We start from the raw sequence: 15,256 nt of genomic DNA on the forward strand, positions 1-15,256 counted from the left end.
GCGCCCGCTCAGCAGCACCGCCCCTTCCCTCCCCCATACCGCGCCTCCAGCCGCTCCCTGAAAAACGCCTCGTAGCTCATTGCCTCCTGCCCCGGGTGCGTGCGCGCCATGTGGCTCAGGTAGGTGTCGTAGTCCGGCATGCCCACCATCAGCCGCAGCGACTGCGCCAGCGAGCGGGTCAGGTAGCGCCCGGTCTCGGCCAGGCTGGCGCCGGAATTCCTCATGCCGCGGCCATCGGTTCGAACGGCGTCTCGCGCGCGGTCGGATGGTTGGCCCGGCGCGCGGCCAGGCAGGTGCGTACGCTGTAGACCAGCACGCTCAGCACCACGAAGATGAACAGCGCGCACAGGCCGGCATCCAGGCGGTCGTTGAATACGATCCGCGCCATCGCCTCGGGGGTCTTCGCCGGCGCGATCAGCACGCCCTGTGCCAGGCCGTCGGCGTATTTCGCGGCGTGCGACAGAAAGCCCACCTTCGGGTCGGCCGAGAAGATCTTCTGCCAGCCCGCGGTCAGCGTGCAGATCAGCAGCCAGGCCGCCGGCGCCGCCGCCACCCAGGCGTAGCGCTCGCGCTTCATGCGGAACAGCACGACCACGCCGAGCATCAGCGCCACCGCGGCCAGCATCTGGTTGGAGATGCCGAACAGCGGCCACAGCGTGTTGATGCCGCCCAGCGGATCGACCACGCCCTGGTACAGGAAATAGCCCCAGGCCGCGACGCAGAGGAAGGTCGCGATCAGGTTGGCCGGCAGCGAGTCGGTGCGCTTGAGGGCCGGCACGAAGCTGCCCATCAGGTCCTGCAGCATGAAGCGGCCGGCCCGGGTGCCGGCGTCCACGGCGGTGAGGATGAACAGGGCCTCGAACAGGATCGCGAAGTGGTACCAGAAGGCCATCATGGCCTGGCCGCCGATCACCTGGTGCAGGATGTGCGCCATGCCGACAGCCAGGGTCGGGGCGCCGCCGGCGCGCCCGAGGATGGTGGTCTCGCCGACGTCCTTGGCGGTCTGCAGCAGCATGTCGGGCGTCACTGCGAAGCCCCAGCCCGAGATCGTCTGCGCCACCGCCTCGGGGGTGCTGCCGACCAGCGCGGCCGGGCTGTTCATCGCGAAGTACACGCCCGGGTCGATGCAGGCCGCGGCCACCAGCGCCATCACGGCGACGAAGGACTCGGCGAGCATGCCGCCGTAGCCGATGAAGCGCGCGTTCAGCTCGTTGTCGAGCATCTTCGGCGTCGTGCCCGAGGAGATCAGCGCATGGAAGCCCGACACCGCGCCGCAGGCGATGGTGATGAACAGGAACGGGAACAGGTTGCCCGACCAGACCGGGCCATTGCCTTGGGCGAACTGGGTCACGGCCGGCATCTGCAGGGTCGGCGCGACGAACACGATGCCGATCGCCAGCGCGATGATGGTGCCGATCTTCAGGAAGGTCGACAGGTAGTCGCGCGGTGCCAGCAGCAGCCACACCGGCAGGCTGGCGGCGATGAAGCCGTAGCCGATCAGCATCCAGGTCAGGGCCTTGCCGTCGAAGGTGAACATCGGGCCCCAGACCGGGCTCTGGCTCACCGCCTGGCCGCCGAAGATCGCCGCCATCAGCAGCACGAAGCCGATCACCGAGATCTCGCCGATGCGGCCCGGGCGGATGTAGCGCAGGTAGACGCCCATGAACAGCGCCACCGGGATGGTCGCCGCCACCGTGAAAGTGCCCCAGGGCGATTCGGCCAGCGCCTTGACCACGATCAGCGCCAGCACCGCGAGGATGATGATCATGATCATGAAGGTGCCGAACAGCGCGATCATGCCGGGCACGGTTCCCATCTCCTGCTTGATCAGGTCGCCCAGCGAACGACCGTCGCGCCGGGTCGAGATGAACAGCACGATGAAGTCCTGCACCGCGCCCGCGAACACCACGCCGGCCAGGATCCACAGCAGCCCCGGCAGGTAGCCCATCTGCGCCGCGAGCACCGGGCCGACCAGCGGACCGGCACCGGCGATGGCCGCGAAGTGGTGGCCGAACAGCACGTTCTTGTCGGTCGGCACGTAGTCCAGGCCGTCGTTGTACTTGTGTGCCGGCGTCTTGCGGTTGCCGTCGAGCCCGAGCACGCGGGTGGCGATGAACAGGCTGTAGTAGCGGTAGGCGATGAGGTAGGTGCAGATCGCGGCGACCACGATCCAGAGCGCGTTGATGGACTCCCCGCGCGAAAGGGCCACGGTGCCGAGCGCGAAGGCGCCGACCACGGCCACGACGAGCCACACCAGGTGGCGGCGGATGCTGTGCATTGGAATGTCTCCGGAAGATGAACCCCCGGAAGTGTGGCGAGCCTGGCCCGCGGCGGCATCGGTTGCACTGCGCGAATCGATCGCGTGGCATCACCTAAGGGATAACCCTGAATCAGCTGTTCTTGAACTCGCGCGCGTGCTCGACCGCGTACTTGATCAGCGCCGACTGGCCCTCGAGCCCGAGCCGCCGCTTGATGCTCTGGCGGTGGGCCTCGACCGTGCGCACGCTCAAGCCCAGGTCGCGCGCAATCTGCTTGCTCGAGTCGCCACGGCCCAGCGCCGTCAGGATCTCGCTCTCGCGCGGCGTCAGCAGCGGCCGCGGCTGCTGGGTCGCGAACAGCCGGTGCGACACGGCCGCGCTCAGGAAGGTTCCGCCGGCCGCCACCGCCTCGATCGCGGCGACGATCTCCGCCGCCGGCGCATCCTTGAGCACATAGCCGCGGGCGCCTGCCTGCAGCGCCTGCTGCACGTATTCCGGGTTGTCGTACATGCTGAGCATCAGCACCCGCACGTCAGGCTGACGATCTTGCAAGAGCGATGCCAGCTCGATGCCGCTCATCCCCTTCATGCCGACGTCGGCCAGCACCAGGTCCGGCCGCGCCTGGGCGATGCCTTCGAGCGCCTCGGCGGCGCTGCCGGCCTCGCCGACGATCTCGAGGGTCGGCAAGGGCCCGAGGCGGGCTCGCAGCCCGTCGCGCACCAGGGGATGGTCGTCGACCAGGAACAGCCGGATCACAGCGGTTGTCATGCGGTGTCTTCCCCGTCGACCGGCACCTCGGCCAGGATCGAGGTGCCGTCCGCATCGGAGCGCACGCCGAGCGAGCCGCCGATGGCCGCCACCCGTTCGCGCATGTTGCGCAGGCCGATGCCGCGCTTCGGATCGAGTTCGAGCGCGGCGGGGTCGAAGCCGGTGCCGTCGTCGCCGATTTCCAGCTGCACCGCCCTGCCCTCGAAGGCCAGCACGATGCGCACCTGCCGCGCCCGCGCATGCTTGCGCACGTTGGTCAGCGCCTCCTGCGCGACGCGGAACAGCGCGGTCTTCACTTCCTGGGGCAGCTCGCGCGGACGGCCCTGCACGGTGACCGACGCGGCGACGCCGCCCTCCTCGCCGAACTCCGCGCCCAGCCGCTCCAGTGCCGCGGGCAGCCCCAGCGTATCGAGCAGGGCCGGACGCAGCCGGTGCGAGATGCGGCGCACCTCCACCAGCGATTCATTGAGCCGCTGCAGCGCCTTGCCGAGCGCCGGAGGCACCTGCTCGCGCGCCCGTTCGAGGGCGTCGACCGCCGACTCGATCATCAGCTTGGCCGACACCAGCGTCTGGCTGGTGCCGTCGTGCAGCTCGCGCGCCAGGTGGGCCCGCTCGTCTTCCTGCGACTGCACGACCTGGCGTGCCAGCAGCCGCAGCCGGGCCTCGGCGATGCGGTGCTCGCTCAGGTTCAGCAGCAGCCCGGTGGCGCTGACCACGGCCAGGCAGAGCGCGGCGATGCCGGCGATCCAGAGCATGGTGGTCGTGACGTTGGTGTTCATCTGGCGGTCGAGCGTCTGCATCGCGGACTCGATGTCGTCGAGGTAGAGCCCGGTGCCGACCATCCAGTTCCAGCGCGGCAAGGCCGTGACATAGCCGAGCTTGGGCGCCAGCTGCGCGCTCGAGGGCTTGCGCCACTGGTACTCGACATAGCCGCCGCCCTCGCGGGCGCGCGCGATCAGGTCCTGGATCGTGAGCCGGCCCTGCGAATCGCGCAGGTCCCACAGGGTCTGGCCGACCAGCTCGGGCTGGCGCGAATGCATCAGCGAGCGGCCCTGCAAGTCGTAGACGAAGAAATAGCCGTCGTTGCCGTAGTCGAGCGCGGCCAGCCGGCGCAGCGCCTCGGCGCGCGTCGCCTCGTCGTCGAGGCCGGCGTCGTAGAGCGGCTTCACCGTGCTCACCGCGAGGTCGACGTAGCTGCGCAGTTCGTTGCGTCGCTGCGTCATGTAGGTCTGCTCGATCAGCGCCCGTTCACGCTGCGCCAGGTCGCGCTCCTGGTGGCGCACCGCAAAGGCGACCAGCATCAGCGCGACCAGCAGCGGAGCCACGGCGAGCGCGACGATCTTGGTCCTCAGGTTCATGGGGCGGCAAGACTAACATTTGGTACGCGCCCTGTGCGGAGGGCGCCCGGCAAGCGGTGCGGGCCAGTCGACCCCACCGCGCCGGCCCTTCGGGCTCCCTTGCGCTGCTCGCCTTTCGCGGGGTCTCGCTCAAACTCGCTCCGCTACGCTCCACTCAAACAGTCGCGAGCCCTGATCCGCGAAAGGCTGCGCTGCTCAGCGGCGCAGAGGGGATCGCCCGTCCCGCACCGCTTGCCGGGCTCAGGGGGTGTGCAAGCGATCCCAACGTCTCCAACGCCGATGCAACCCCGACGTACCAGCGGTGGCGGGCGGCATGCCCCGGGCCGGCCGTTGAGGCACCGCCGAGCATCGCAGCGGCAGGCGGAAAAAGGGCCGCGCGTGTTTGAGCGCAACGGAGTGGAGCGAGTTTGCGCGGACCCCGCCTGTCGCGAGCAGCGCAGGGCAGCCGCGAAGCGGCCGGTGACGTCGGCCGGCCCGGGGCATGCCGCCCGCCGCCGCCGCCCCAGCACCAACCAAAGCCAAGGCCCTTGAACAATTCAGACAGCCAGCTTCACCAACTCCGCAGCAAGCTCCTTCGGCATATCCACCATCACGTCGTGGCTGCACGGCATCTTCACCACGCGCCATCCCGCCGCCTTCTCGCAGTTGGCAGCGAAGTAGCGGAACGGACTCGGATCCCAGCCGTCGGCCAGGATGTAGAGCCGGTTCGCGATCTTGTCGCCGGCGCCGGTCAACAGCAGCGGCACCTCGAACGTGGCCAGTGCCTGCGGCCGGCACAGGCGGTCGACCCGTTCGCGGTTGGCTTGGGCGATGTTGAACATCTCTGCCGGGATCGGCTGCATCAGTCCGCCGTTGTCCAGTAGCGCCGTGCCGCGGAAGGCGCCGATGAATTGCGCCGCCACCTCCGGCACCAGCGCCTTCGAGAGCAGCCCGATCAGCGAATCGCCGTGCGCCGGCACGAAGGCGTCGAGATAGACCAGTGAACGGATCCGGTCGCTCATCCGGTCGGCGACGCCCGTGATGACCATCCCGCCATACGAGTGGCCGACCAGGATCACGTCGCTCAGTTCTTCCCATTCGATGCAGCCGCAGACATCGCGGATGTGGGTTTCGAGCGTGACGTTCTCGGCCGACTGATGAAAGCGCTCGCCGACGCCGGTGTGGGTCGGCGTGAACACCGTGTGTCCGGCCGCCCGCAGCGCCGCCGCGGTTTCCCTGTAGCACCAGCCGCCGTGCCAGGCGCCATGAACCAGAACGAAGTTGGCCATCGATGTGTCTCCAGAAGAAGCTGAGAGGCGCACATCTTGGGCGTGCCGCCCGGCGGCTGCCATCGGGTAATCCCGGCGCGGGACCTCAGAGCTTCCGGCGCATCTCGACGTGGGCGATGCCCGCTTCCTCGAACGGCCTGCCATGCGGCACGTAGCCCAGGCGCCGGTAGAAGGACTCGGCGCTGCGCTGCGCATGCAGCATCACCTCGGTGTCGCCCCGCACCGCGGCCGCCGCCTCGAGTGCGCGCAGCACCGCCTCGCCGTGGCCGCCGCCACGCAGCGCGCGGTGCACCGCCATGCGGCCGATGCGGCCCAGCCCGGGCGCCTCGGCCACCAGCCGGCCGGTGGCGATCACCTGGCCCAGGCGGTTGCGGGCCACGGCATGCAGCGCCACCGCATCGTGCTCGTCCCACTCGAGTTCCCTCGGGATGCGCTGCTCCTCGATGAAGACGTCGCGCCGCACCTTGCCGGCGCCCTCGCCCCACTGCTCCCAGTCGCCGGTGGCCACCTCGCGCATCGGTTCGCCGGCCTCGTAGCCGGCCAGGATCTCGCGCAGCAGCGGCGGAACCGGCTTCGAGGTCTGGGTCGCCGGATCGGCGAAGACGTAGACCAGTTCGCAGCTCACCAGCAGGTCGTCGCCGCGGAACAGGCCACCGTGGAAGACGATCGAGGAATTGCCCACGCGCAGGCATTTCATGCCGACGTCGAGCACGTCGTCGGCCCGCGCCGAGGCATTGAATTCGATCGTCGCCTTGCGCACGTACAGGTCGCCCTCGAGGGCGCGCATCGCCTCTTCGTAAGGCAGGGCCATCGCGCGCCAATAGTCGGCGATCGCGGTGTCGAAGTACATCAGGTAGTGGGCGTTGAAGACGATCTTCTGCATGTCCACCTCGGCCCAGCGCACGCGCAGGCGGTGGAAGAAGCGGAAGTCGGATTTGCGGTGCAGTTCGGTCATGGCGGTCAGGGTTGCAGGGCTTGTTTCAGGGCCAGCGCCGCATCGGCGTGGGCTTGCAGGGCCTCGGGGATGGCGCGGCCCATCTTGACGAATTCATGGATCACGCCGCGATAGATTTCAAGGTCGACCGCGACGCCGGCGGCGCGCAGCTTGTCGGCATAGGCGATGCCTTCGTCGACCACCGGATCGATCTCGGCGAGGCCGATCCAGGCCGGCGCGACGCCTTCGAGGTCGTCCGCGTTCAACGGCGCGAAGCGCCAGTCGTCGCGCTCGGCGCTCGAATGCACGTAGAGGCTGAAGAACCAGCTGATCAGCGCCTCGCCGAGCAGCGGGCCCTCGGCGTAGCGCCGGTGCGAGTCGGTGTCCTGGTGGGCCGCCATGCCCGGATAGAACAGCAGCTGCAGCGCGACAGGCAGCCCGGCGTCGCGCGCCAGGATCGCGCAGACCGCCGCCAGCGTGCCGCCGGCGCTGTCGCCGCCGACCGCGATCCGGCTGCCGTCCAGGCCCCATTGCGCAGCGTTGCCTGCGATGTGCGCGAGCGCGTCCCAGGCGTCGTTGGACGCGGTCGGGAAGCGGTGCGCCGGGGCCAGCCGGTAGTCGACCGAGACGACGGCGCAGCCGCTGCGCTGGCTCAGCACCCGGCACAGCGTGTCGTGGGTGGCGATGCTGCCGACCGTGAAGCCGCCGCCGTGGAAGAACAGCAGCAGCGGCAGCCGCTCGCGGGAAGGTGCGTAGAGCCGCACCGGCAGCGCATGCCCGTCGCGTGCCGGGACGCTGAAATCCTCCACCCGCGCGAGCTGCGGCTTCGGGACTTCGAGCACGCCGGCGCCTTTCTCGTAGGCGGCCCTGGCTTCATCCGGCGTCAGCAGATTCAGCGGCGGCCGTCCGGCGCGGGCCATGCGCTCGACCACGCTGGCCATCTGGGCGGTCAGCGCTGGCATGGCCGGGCTGTACCGCTGGTGACAAGCGCAAGGGTTTTTTTCGTGTCCAAGGGCGTCCGTGCTTGTTAGATTCGAAGACTCGCATCGTACCGTCGGTAGCCCCGGCGTCATCCCCATGGCTCTCATCCAGTACCTGACCCAGATCCAGTTCGACTTCGGCGCCATCCGGCTGCTGCGCAGCGAATGCGAGCGCATCGGCATCACGCGGCCCTTGGTCGTGACCGATGCCGGCGTGCGCGCCGCCGGCATCCTGCAGAAGGCGCTCGACGCGCTCGGCGACCTGCCGGTCGCGGTGTTCGACCAGACGCCTTCGAACCCGACCGAGGCCGCCGTCCGGCTGGCCGCGGCCCAGTACCGCGAGGCGGGCTGCGACGGCCTGATCGCAGTCGGCGGCGGCTCGGCCATCGACTGCGCCAAGGGCGTGGCGATCGCGGCCACGCACGAGGGCCCGCTCAAGACCTACGCGACCATCGAAGGCGGCTCGACCAAGATCACCGAGCGCGTGGCGCCGCTGATCGCCGTGCCCACCACCAGCGGCACCGGCAGCGAGGTGGCGCGCGGCGCCATCGTGATCGTCGACGACCATCGCAAGCTCGGGTTCCACAACTGGTTCCTGATGCCCAAGGCCGCCATCTGCGACCCCGAACTCACGCTCGGCCTGCCGCCCAGGCTGACCGCGGCCACCGGCATGGACGCGATCGCGCACTGCATGGAGACCTTCATGTCGGCGGCTTTCAACCCGCCGGCCGACGGCATCGCGCTGGATGGCCTCGAGCGTGCCTGGGGCCACATCGAGCGCGCCACCCGCGACGGCAGCGACCGCGAGGCGCGGCTCAATCTCATGAGCGCCTCGATGCAGGGCGCTATGGCCTTCCAGAAGGGCCTGGGCTGCGTGCACTCGCTGAGCCACAGCCTGGGCGGCGTCGACCCGCGGCTGCACCACGGCACCCTCAACGCCCTCTTCCTGCCGGCCGTGATCCACTTCAACGCCGGCGCCGAATCGGTCCAGAAAGAGCAGCGCCTGCAGCGCATGGCGCAAGCCATGCACCTCGACTCGGCCGGCGACCTCGGCGACGCCATCCGCGACATGAGCGCACGGCTCGGCCTGCCCAAGGGGCTGGCCGAAGTCGGCGTCACGCCCGCGCAATTCGAGCAGGTGATCGACGGCGCGATGGTGGACCACTGCCACAAGACCAATCCGCGGCTCGCGAGCCGCGACGACTACCGCCAGATGCTCGAAGCGTCGATGTAGGCCTCAGCCCGCCGGCACGGGCGCGGCACCCGCCTGCGCGAACAGCCAATCGCGAAACAGCGCCATCGCAGGACTCACCGGCCGCGAACGCAGCCGGGTGAGCCAGTAGCTGCCGGTCGCTACCGAAGTGCCGAGCGGCCGGACCAGCCGCCCCTCCTGCAGCTCGCGCTCGAACATCGAGGCCGGCGCCAGCGCGACCCCGGCGCCCTGCACGGCGGCTTCGACCATCAGCCGCGACGAATCGAACACCGGTCCCCGGATGGCGGGGCAATCCACCCCCGCCGCGGCGAACCAGCCCGGCCAGTCTTCCGCCCTGTAGGAGCGCAGCAGTGTCTCGTGCGCCAGGTCCTGCGGGCGGCGCACGCGGGCCGCCACCGCCGGGGCGCACAGCACGCAGAGCGGCGCGTCCATCAAGGCCTCGGCCTGCAGCCCGGGCCAGTTGCCGTCGCCGAAGCGGATCGCGAAGTCCAGCCCCTCGGCCGCCAGGTCGACCACGTTGTTGTGGGTCATCAGGCGCAGGTCGATGAAGGGACAGCTGTCGCGGAACAGCCGCAGCCGCGGAATCAGCCAGCCGACCGCGAAGGTGCCGACCACGCCCACGCTCAGCACCTCGAAGAAATGGCCGTTGTCGAACTGCTGGATCACCGATTCGATGCGGCCGAAGGCGTCGACCAACACCGGCAGCAGCGCCAGTCCTTCGTCGGTGAGCGCGAGGCCGCGCGGCAGCCGCCGGAACAGGGAGACGCCCAGCCTGGCCTCGAGCCCGCGCACCTGCTGGCTGACCGCCGCCTGCGTGACGCTGAGTTCGGCCGCCGCCAGCGTGAAGCTCAGGTGGCGGGCGGCGCATTCGAAGGCGCGCAGGGCATTGAGCGGCAGATGGGTGCGGGCCATGAATTAGACGATAGATTTTCTTTTGCGAGGCAGAAAATACCATCGTTTGTCGAGCCGCCCTCGATCGCGCACAGTACGCCGCTTTCAAGGAGACTTTCATGATGGATCGCCGACATTTTTCGGCCGCCCTGCTCGCCGCCCTGGCCAGCGCGCCGGCCCTGGCGCGGGCCGACGGCACGACCGAACTGCAACGGCAAATGGCCGACATCGAGAAGGCCAGCGGCGGCCGGCTGGGGGTGTGCATCCTCGACACCGGCAGCGGCCTGCGTGCCGGCCATCGCGCGGACGAACGCTTCCCGATGTGCAGCACCTTCAAGTTCCTGGCCGCCGCGGCTGTGTTGAGCCGCGTCGACCAGGGAAAGGAGCGGCTGGAGCGGCGCATCGTCATCGGCCAGCGCGACCTGATTCCGCACGCACCGGTGACCGGGAAGCATCTCGGCGAGCCCGGACTCACCATGGCCGAATTGTGCGGGGCGGCCGTCACGCTGAGCGACAACCCGGCCGCGAACCTGATGCTCGCGAGCTTCGGCGGGCCGGCCGGCCTGACCCGCTATCTGCGCAGTCTCGGCGACACCCAGACACGGCTCGACCGCAACGAACCCGGCCTCAATGAATCGCTGCCCGGCGACCCGCGCGACACCACCACGCCGGCCGCCATGCTGGCCACCATGCAGAAGATCCTCTTGGGCGACGCGCTCCTGCCCGCCTCGCGCGCGCAGATTCAGTCCTGGCTCGACGGCTGCCAGACCGGCGCCAGGCGCCTGCGCGCCGGCGTGCCCGCGGACTGGGCGGTCGGCGACAAGACCGGCTCCGGCAGCCGCGGCAGCACCTGCGACATCGCGATCCTTCGGCCGCCGGGCCGCGCGCCGATCCTGGTGACGGCCTATCTGACCGGCACGGAAGCCCCGATGGACGTTCGCGATGCCGCCATCGCGTCGGCCGGCGCCCTGGTCAATCGGGCTTCACGCCCGCAGTCTTGATGACCTGCGCCCACTTGGCCGTCTCGGCCGCGATGAAGGCGTCGAACTCCTCGGGCGTGCTGCCGGCCGGGAAGGTGCCCATGGCCTCCAGCTTGGCCTTGGTCTCGTCGCTCTTGATGATCCGCGCCACCTCCTCCGACATGCGCTTGACGATGTCGCGCGGCGTGCCGGCCGGCGCCAGCATGCCGGCCCAGGTGCTGCCGGTGAATCCCGGGAAGCCCTGCTCGATGAAGGTCGGCACGTCCGGCAGCACGGGCAGCCGCCGCTCGCTGGCGACCCCGATCAGTCGGACCTTGCCGGCCTTGCCCTGGTTGATGAGCCCAGTGGGCGCATCGAAGAAGAGCTGGATCTGGCCGCCCATCAGGTCGGTCAGCGCCGGCACCGCGCCGCGGTACGGGATGTGGATCATGTAGGTCTTGGTGAGCGACTTCCACAACTCGCTCGTGAGGTGCGCCGCCGAGCCGTTGCCCGACGAACCGAAGCTCACCTTGCCCGGATTCGCGCGCGCGTAGTCGATCAGCTCCTTCGCGGTCTTGAAGGGCGCGTCGTTGTTGACCGCCGCGAGCAGCGGCGACACGCCCATCAACGAGACGCCGACCAGGTCCTTGCGCGGGTCGTAGGGCAGCTTGGGGTACAGCGTGGTGTTGGCCGCAAAGGCCGCGATGACGACGCCGAAGGTGCTCCCGTCGGGCGCCGCCTTGGCGACCGCGTCGACCCCGATCAGGCTGTTGGCCCCCGGCTTGTTGTCGACGATGACGGTCTGCCCGAGCCGGCTCTGCAGCCCGGGCTGGATCAGCCGCGCCATCTGGTCGGTGAAGCCGCCGGGCGTGTAGGGCACGACGATGCGGATCGGCTTGCTCGGCCACGCCGATTGCGCCAGCGACGGTGCCGCGACGGAGACCGCGGCCGCAGCGGCGGAGAGATTGAAGGCGCGGCGAGACAGAGGGACATGGGGCATCAGGGACTCTCAGGAATGATCGGCCCATTCTGGAAGACCGCTCGCAGGTCGACGCTCAGGGTTTGCCCGCCGCGGCGTGGCTGCAGCCAGTACGCACAAGACGAGGCGCGACCGCCTCCCTATCGTCGCGGCACAACCTACAGCGAGACCGCAATGCCTCTGCATGAATCCGACCCTTCGGGCGCACTCGGCCGCAACCTGATCGAGCGGGTCTGCGTCGCCGACACGGTCACCCGCGCCGCCGACCTCCATCCGCACCAGGTGGCGATCGTCGACGGCGCGCGGCGGCTCAGCTACGCCGACTTCGACCGCCAGGTCGACCGGCTCGGGCACGCGCTGCTCGGGCTCGGGCTCCGGCACCAGGACGTGGTGGCCGTGATGGCGCGCAACTGCACCGAGCTGCTGCTGACCTACTTCGCGTGCGCGCGGGCCGGCCTGGTGTGCGCGCCGGTCAACCTCGGGCTGCGCCCCTCCGAGATCGCCTGGTGCCTGCGCGATGCCGCCGCCCGCGTGCTGATCGTCGAGGCCCCGCTCGCCGACATGGCCAGGGGCGTGCTGGCCGAGGACTTGCCCCGGCTCGCACATCGCTTCCACACCGGCCCCGAATTCGACCAGCTGCTGGCCAGCGGCCGCAGCGCCCCGCTCGAGGTCGAAGTCCACGACCGGGACGTCGTGCAGCTGCTCTACACCAGCGGCACCACCTCCAATCCGAAGGGCGTGCTGACCAGCCACCTCGCGGTCGTGATGGCGGGCTTGACCGGTGCGCTGGCGCTGCAGGGCGGGCCGGGCTACACCTCGCTGGTCGCGCTGCCGCTGTTCCATTGCGCCATGCTCAACAGCGTGGTGCTGCCGCTGATGGTGATCGGCGGCACGCTGGTGCTGACGCAGGGCTTCGAGCCGCAGCAGGTGGCGACGCTGTTCGAGGCCGAAGGCGTCCACCTGGTCGTGCTGCTGCCGATGATGTATGGCCTCTTGCTCGGCCACCCCGCGCTCCAGGGCCGGACCTTCCCGGCCATGCGCCGCGCGATGTATGCGATGGCGCCGATGCCGCACGAGCGCCTCACTGCCATCCATGCCATGTTCCCGAACGCCGACGTCGTGCTCGGCTCGGGCCAGACCGAATTCACGCCAGCCACCTGCGTGCAGCGGCCCGAACACCAATGGAGCAAGGCCGCCACCTGGGGCACCGCCACCGCGATGACGCGGGTCGCCGTGATGGACGAGCAGGGCCGGCTGCTGCCGCGCGGCCAGACCGGCGAACTGGTCTACCGAGGGCCGCAGGTCATGAACGGCTACCTGAACATGCCCGAGGAAAGCCGGGCCTGCCTGCGCCACGGCTGGTTCCATAGCGGCGACGTCGCGCACATCGACGACGACGGCGCGATCTGGTTCGAGGACCGCTACAAGGACGTGATCAAGACCGGCGGCGAGAACGTGGCCTCGATCGAGGTCGAGCGCTGCCTGATGGACCACCCCGACGTGGCCGAGGCCGCGGCGGTGGGCCTGCCCCATCCGCACTGGGGCGAGGCGATCACCGGCGTGGTGGTGCGCCGGCCCGGGGCGGAACTCGACGCAGCGGCGCTGATGGCGCACTGCGCCGGCCGGCTGGCCGGCTTCAAGGCCCCGAAGGCGATCGTCTTCGTGTCGGAGTTTCCGCGCACCGGCACGGGCAAGCTGCAGAAGCACCTGATCCGCGGGCAGCACAAGGACTTGTACCAGCGCTGAGCCGCGCTAGCATCCGCGCATGGCACACGACCACGACCACGCGCATCCCGACGACCACAGCGAGCTCGGCGAAATGGACCTGCGGGTCCGCGCCCTGGAGACCGTGCTCACGCAGAAGGGCTACATCGACCCGGCCGCCCTCGATGTCCTGATCGACACCTACCAGACGAAGATCGGCCCGCGCAACGGTGCCCGCGTGGTGGCGCGGGCCTGGGTCGACCCGGCCTTCCGCGACTGGCTGCTGAAGGACGCCACCGCGGCGATCGCCTCGCTCGGCTACAGCGGCCGCCAGGGCGAGCACATGGTCGCGGTCGCCAACACCGACAGCCAGCACCACATGGTCGTCTGCACCCTGTGCAGCTGCTACCCCTGGCCGGTGCTGGGGCTGCCGCCGACCTGGTACAAGAGCGCGCCCTACCGCTCGCGGGCCGTGAAGGACCCGCGCGGTGTGCTGGCCGAGTTCGACGTGCGGCTGCCCGCATCGACCGCGATCCGGGTCTGGGACTCCACGGCCGAGGTGCGCTATCTCGTGATTCCGCAGCGTCCGGACGGCACCGAGGGCTGGAGCGAAGAAGCCCTGGCCGAACTCGTGACCCGGGATTCGATGATCGGCACCGGCCTCGCCCGCATGCCGGAGGCCGCGCCATGAGCTACCTCTCTCATGCCGACCTCGGCGGCCGCGATCTGCCCGGTGCGATCGTCCCCGAACCCGAAGGCGAAACCTTCCATGCGCCATGGGAGGCCCGTGCGCTGGCCCTGACGCTGGCGATGGGCGGTACCGGCTCCTGGAACATCGATGCCAGCCGCGCCGCACGCGAGACCCTGCCCGACTACGCCCGGCTGAGCTATTACCAGATATGGCTCGCGGCACTCGAAAAGATGATGGCCGAGCGACTGCAATTGCAGCCCGACGAGTTGGCCGCGGGCCGGATGCTGCATGCACCGCGGCCGGTCAAGCGCGTGCTGCGGGCCGCCGACGTGCCGGCCGCCCTGGCCCGGGGGACGGCCACCGAACGCCCCGCCACCGCGCCGGCGCGCTTCGCGCCCGGAGAGCGCGTGCGCACCCGCAGCGGTGCGGTCGAGCACCACACCCGCCTGCCCGGCTACGTTCAGGGCAAGGTCGGCACCATCGAGCACCTGCACGGCATGCACGTGTTCGCCGACGCGCACGCGCAGGGACTGGGCGAACAGCCGCAATGGCTCTACACGGTCGTCTTCGACGGCGTGGCCTTGTGGGGCGAAAGCGCCGAGCCCGGGCTCAGCGTCTCGGTCGACGCCTGGGAAAGCTACCTGGAGCCGGCCGCATGAACGAGGCCATCCCGCTGCTGCCCGGCATGCCGAGCGACGACGGCACCGAGCCGGTGTTCCGCGAGCCCTGGGAAGCGCACGCCTTCGCCCTGGCCGTCTCGCTCCACCAGCGCGGCCTCTTCACCTGGCCCGAATGGGCCGATGCGCTGGCGCGGCAGATCGGTGCCGCCCGGGCGGCCGGCGACGCCGACCTCGGCGACACCTACTACCGCCATTGGCTTGCAGCACTGGAGTCGCTGGTCGCGGACAAGGGCGCAAGTTCGGCCGTGGAACTCGAACGCTATCGGCAGGCCTGGGACCGGGCGGCGGATCGCACGCCGCACGGGCACGCCATCGCGTTGCAAGAGCGCGATTTCGGCTGACGTCAGCGTTTGCGTCCGCCCAGCACCACCAGCACCCCACCCACGACGATCGCGCCGATACCGGCCCAGACCGGCAGCTCGATGTCCTGCTTCTCCTTCACCGCCAGTTCGACCGGCCCGATCTTGATCTGGTGGGTCGATCGGGTGACGCTGACATGGCCGATCGCCAGTGCCAGCAGGCCGGCGGCGATCAGGACCAGGCCGAGGATTCGCAGCGGGTTCATGGGGAGCT

General features: G+C 69.9%; 16 protein-coding genes. 6 read left to right on the forward strand and 10 right to left on the reverse strand.

The annotated features are described in order from the left end of the window. Window positions 1-8 precede the first annotated feature (8 nt). From QTI17_RS06860 to QTI17_RS06890, 7 genes are all read right to left on the reverse strand, one after another. Window positions 9-224: a YbdD/YjiX family protein gene (locus QTI17_RS06860; RefSeq protein ID WP_286528952.1), complete on the reverse strand. Its 216-nt coding sequence runs from the start codon at window positions 222-224 to the stop codon at window positions 9-11. Further along, on the reverse strand, window positions 221-2,278 hold the full coding sequence (locus tag QTI17_RS06865; RefSeq protein WP_286531877.1) for a carbon starvation CstA family protein: 2,058 nt from the start codon (window positions 2,276-2,278) through the stop codon (window positions 221-223). Before QTI17_RS06865 ends, QTI17_RS06860 begins: the two co-directional genes overlap by 4 nt. Before the next feature lie 112 nt (window positions 2,279-2,390). Further along, window positions 2,391-3,026 carry a response regulator transcription factor gene (locus QTI17_RS06870; protein ID WP_286531878.1) on the reverse strand — a complete coding sequence of 212 codons (636 nt, stop codon included), beginning with the start codon at window positions 3,024-3,026 and terminating at the stop codon, window positions 2,391-2,393. Further along, a complete protein-coding gene (locus tag QTI17_RS06875) occupies window positions 3,023-4,384 on the reverse strand; it encodes a cache domain-containing protein (RefSeq protein WP_286531879.1) in 1,362 nt (453 codons plus the stop codon). Before QTI17_RS06875 ends, QTI17_RS06870 begins: the two co-directional genes overlap by 4 nt. Before the next feature lie 536 nt (window positions 4,385-4,920). Then, window positions 4,921-5,652, reverse strand: a complete 732-nt coding sequence (locus QTI17_RS06880; protein ID WP_286531880.1) for an alpha/beta fold hydrolase — start codon at window positions 5,650-5,652, stop codon at window positions 4,921-4,923. 85 nt (window positions 5,653-5,737) lie between these two features. After that, the gene (locus QTI17_RS06885; protein ID WP_286531881.1) at window positions 5,738-6,607 is read right to left on the reverse strand and encodes a YbgC/FadM family acyl-CoA thioesterase; all 870 of its coding nucleotides are present in this window, start codon (window positions 6,605-6,607) and stop codon (window positions 5,738-5,740) included. Window positions 6,608-6,612: 5 nt separating this feature from the next. Further along, entirely contained in the window at window positions 6,613-7,548 is a 936-nt protein-coding gene (locus QTI17_RS06890; RefSeq protein ID WP_286531882.1) for an alpha/beta hydrolase, read from the reverse strand. Window positions 7,549-7,663: 115 nt separating this feature from the next. On the opposite strand from QTI17_RS06890, the gene gbd reads away from it, so the two are divergent. After that, window positions 7,664-8,800, forward strand: coding sequence for a 4-hydroxybutyrate dehydrogenase (gene gbd, locus QTI17_RS06895; protein WP_286531883.1), 1,137 nt, complete (start codon window positions 7,664-7,666; stop codon window positions 8,798-8,800). 3 nt (window positions 8,801-8,803) lie between these two features. Here gbd and QTI17_RS06900 read toward each other — a convergent pair whose 3' ends face one another. Then, window positions 8,804-9,691, reverse strand: coding sequence for a LysR family transcriptional regulator (locus QTI17_RS06900; protein WP_286531884.1), 888 nt, complete (start codon window positions 9,689-9,691; stop codon window positions 8,804-8,806). Between the two features lie 98 nt (window positions 9,692-9,789). Between QTI17_RS06900 and bla the strand changes: the two genes are divergently transcribed. Next, on the forward strand, window positions 9,790-10,671 hold the full coding sequence (gene bla, locus QTI17_RS06905) for a class A beta-lactamase (protein ID WP_286531885.1): 882 nt from the start codon (window positions 9,790-9,792) through the stop codon (window positions 10,669-10,671). Here bla and QTI17_RS06910 read toward each other — a convergent pair. Next, on the reverse strand, window positions 10,643-11,629 hold the full coding sequence (locus QTI17_RS06910; RefSeq protein WP_286531886.1) for a tripartite tricarboxylate transporter substrate binding protein: 987 nt from the start codon (window positions 11,627-11,629) through the stop codon (window positions 10,643-10,645). The genes bla and QTI17_RS06910 overlap by 29 nt on opposite strands. A gap of 153 nt (window positions 11,630-11,782) precedes the next feature. Here QTI17_RS06910 and QTI17_RS06915 point away from each other — a divergent pair, with 153 nt between their 5' ends. Genes QTI17_RS06915 through QTI17_RS06930 form a run of 4 tightly spaced genes read left to right on the forward strand, consistent with a single transcriptional unit; the run spans window position 11,783 to window position 15,024 of the window. Continuing rightward, window positions 11,783-13,354 (forward strand): AMP-binding protein, encoded by a 1,572-nt coding sequence (locus QTI17_RS06915; RefSeq protein WP_286531887.1) that lies wholly within the window; start codon window positions 11,783-11,785, stop codon window positions 13,352-13,354. 19 nt (window positions 13,355-13,373) lie between these two features. Beyond that, window positions 13,374-14,003 (forward strand): nitrile hydratase subunit alpha, encoded by a 630-nt coding sequence (nthA, locus tag QTI17_RS06920; RefSeq protein WP_286531888.1) that lies wholly within the window; start codon window positions 13,374-13,376, stop codon window positions 14,001-14,003. Next, window positions 14,000-14,662 carry a nitrile hydratase subunit beta gene (nthB, locus tag QTI17_RS06925; RefSeq protein WP_286531889.1) on the forward strand — a complete coding sequence of 221 codons (663 nt, stop codon included), beginning with the start codon at window positions 14,000-14,002 and terminating at the stop codon, window positions 14,660-14,662. Before nthA ends, nthB begins: the two co-directional genes overlap by 4 nt. Then, a complete protein-coding gene (locus tag QTI17_RS06930) occupies window positions 14,659-15,024 on the forward strand; it encodes a nitrile hydratase accessory protein (protein ID WP_286531890.1) in 366 nt (121 codons plus the stop codon). The genes nthB and QTI17_RS06930 overlap by 4 nt, the downstream gene beginning before the upstream one ends. Before the next feature lie 2 nt (window positions 15,025-15,026). Here QTI17_RS06930 and QTI17_RS06935 read toward each other — a convergent pair whose 3' ends face one another. After that, complete coding sequence (locus tag QTI17_RS06935; RefSeq protein WP_286531891.1) at window positions 15,027-15,248, reverse strand: hypothetical protein; 222 nt, start codon at window positions 15,246-15,248, stop codon at window positions 15,027-15,029. Between the last annotated feature and the right edge of the window lie 8 nt (window positions 15,249-15,256).

It is taken from the genome of Variovorax sp. J31P179 (assembly GCF_030316985.1).
In the GTDB taxonomy this organism is placed as follows: Bacteria; Pseudomonadota; Gammaproteobacteria; order Burkholderiales; family Burkholderiaceae_C; genus Variovorax; species Variovorax ginsengisoli_B.

Coding starts and splice junctions, on each gene's coding strand:
- QTI17_RS06860 (WP_286528952.1), bottom strand. CDS start 224: ATGAGGAATTCCGGCGCCAGCCTGGCCGAGACCGGGCGCTACCTGACC.
- QTI17_RS06865 (WP_286531877.1), bottom strand. CDS start 2,278: ATGCACAGCATCCGCCGCCACCTGGTGTGGCTCGTCGTGGCCGTGGTC.
- QTI17_RS06870 (WP_286531878.1), bottom strand. CDS start 3,026: ATGACAACCGCTGTGATCCGGCTGTTCCTGGTCGACGACCATCCCCTG.
- QTI17_RS06875 (WP_286531879.1), bottom strand. CDS start 4,384: ATGAACCTGAGGACCAAGATCGTCGCGCTCGCCGTGGCTCCGCTGCTG.
- QTI17_RS06880 (WP_286531880.1), bottom strand. CDS start 5,652: ATGGCCAACTTCGTTCTGGTTCATGGCGCCTGGCACGGCGGCTGGTGC.
- QTI17_RS06885 (WP_286531881.1), bottom strand. CDS start 6,607: ATGACCGAACTGCACCGCAAATCCGACTTCCGCTTCTTCCACCGCCTG.
- QTI17_RS06890 (WP_286531882.1), bottom strand. CDS start 7,548: ATGCCAGCGCTGACCGCCCAGATGGCCAGCGTGGTCGAGCGCATGGCC.
- gbd (WP_286531883.1), top strand. CDS start 7,664: ATGGCTCTCATCCAGTACCTGACCCAGATCCAGTTCGACTTCGGCGCC.
- QTI17_RS06900 (WP_286531884.1), bottom strand. CDS start 9,691: ATGGCCCGCACCCATCTGCCGCTCAATGCCCTGCGCGCCTTCGAATGC.
- bla (WP_286531885.1), top strand. CDS start 9,790: ATGATGGATCGCCGACATTTTTCGGCCGCCCTGCTCGCCGCCCTGGCC.
- QTI17_RS06910 (WP_286531886.1), bottom strand. CDS start 11,629: ATGCCCCATGTCCCTCTGTCTCGCCGCGCCTTCAATCTCTCCGCCGCT.
- QTI17_RS06915 (WP_286531887.1), top strand. CDS start 11,783: ATGCCTCTGCATGAATCCGACCCTTCGGGCGCACTCGGCCGCAACCTG.
- nthA (WP_286531888.1), top strand. CDS start 13,374: ATGGCACACGACCACGACCACGCGCATCCCGACGACCACAGCGAGCTC.
- nthB (WP_286531889.1), top strand. CDS start 14,000: ATGAGCTACCTCTCTCATGCCGACCTCGGCGGCCGCGATCTGCCCGGT.
- QTI17_RS06930 (WP_286531890.1), top strand. CDS start 14,659: ATGAACGAGGCCATCCCGCTGCTGCCCGGCATGCCGAGCGACGACGGC.
- QTI17_RS06935 (WP_286531891.1), bottom strand. CDS start 15,248: ATGAACCCGCTGCGAATCCTCGGCCTGGTCCTGATCGCCGCCGGCCTG.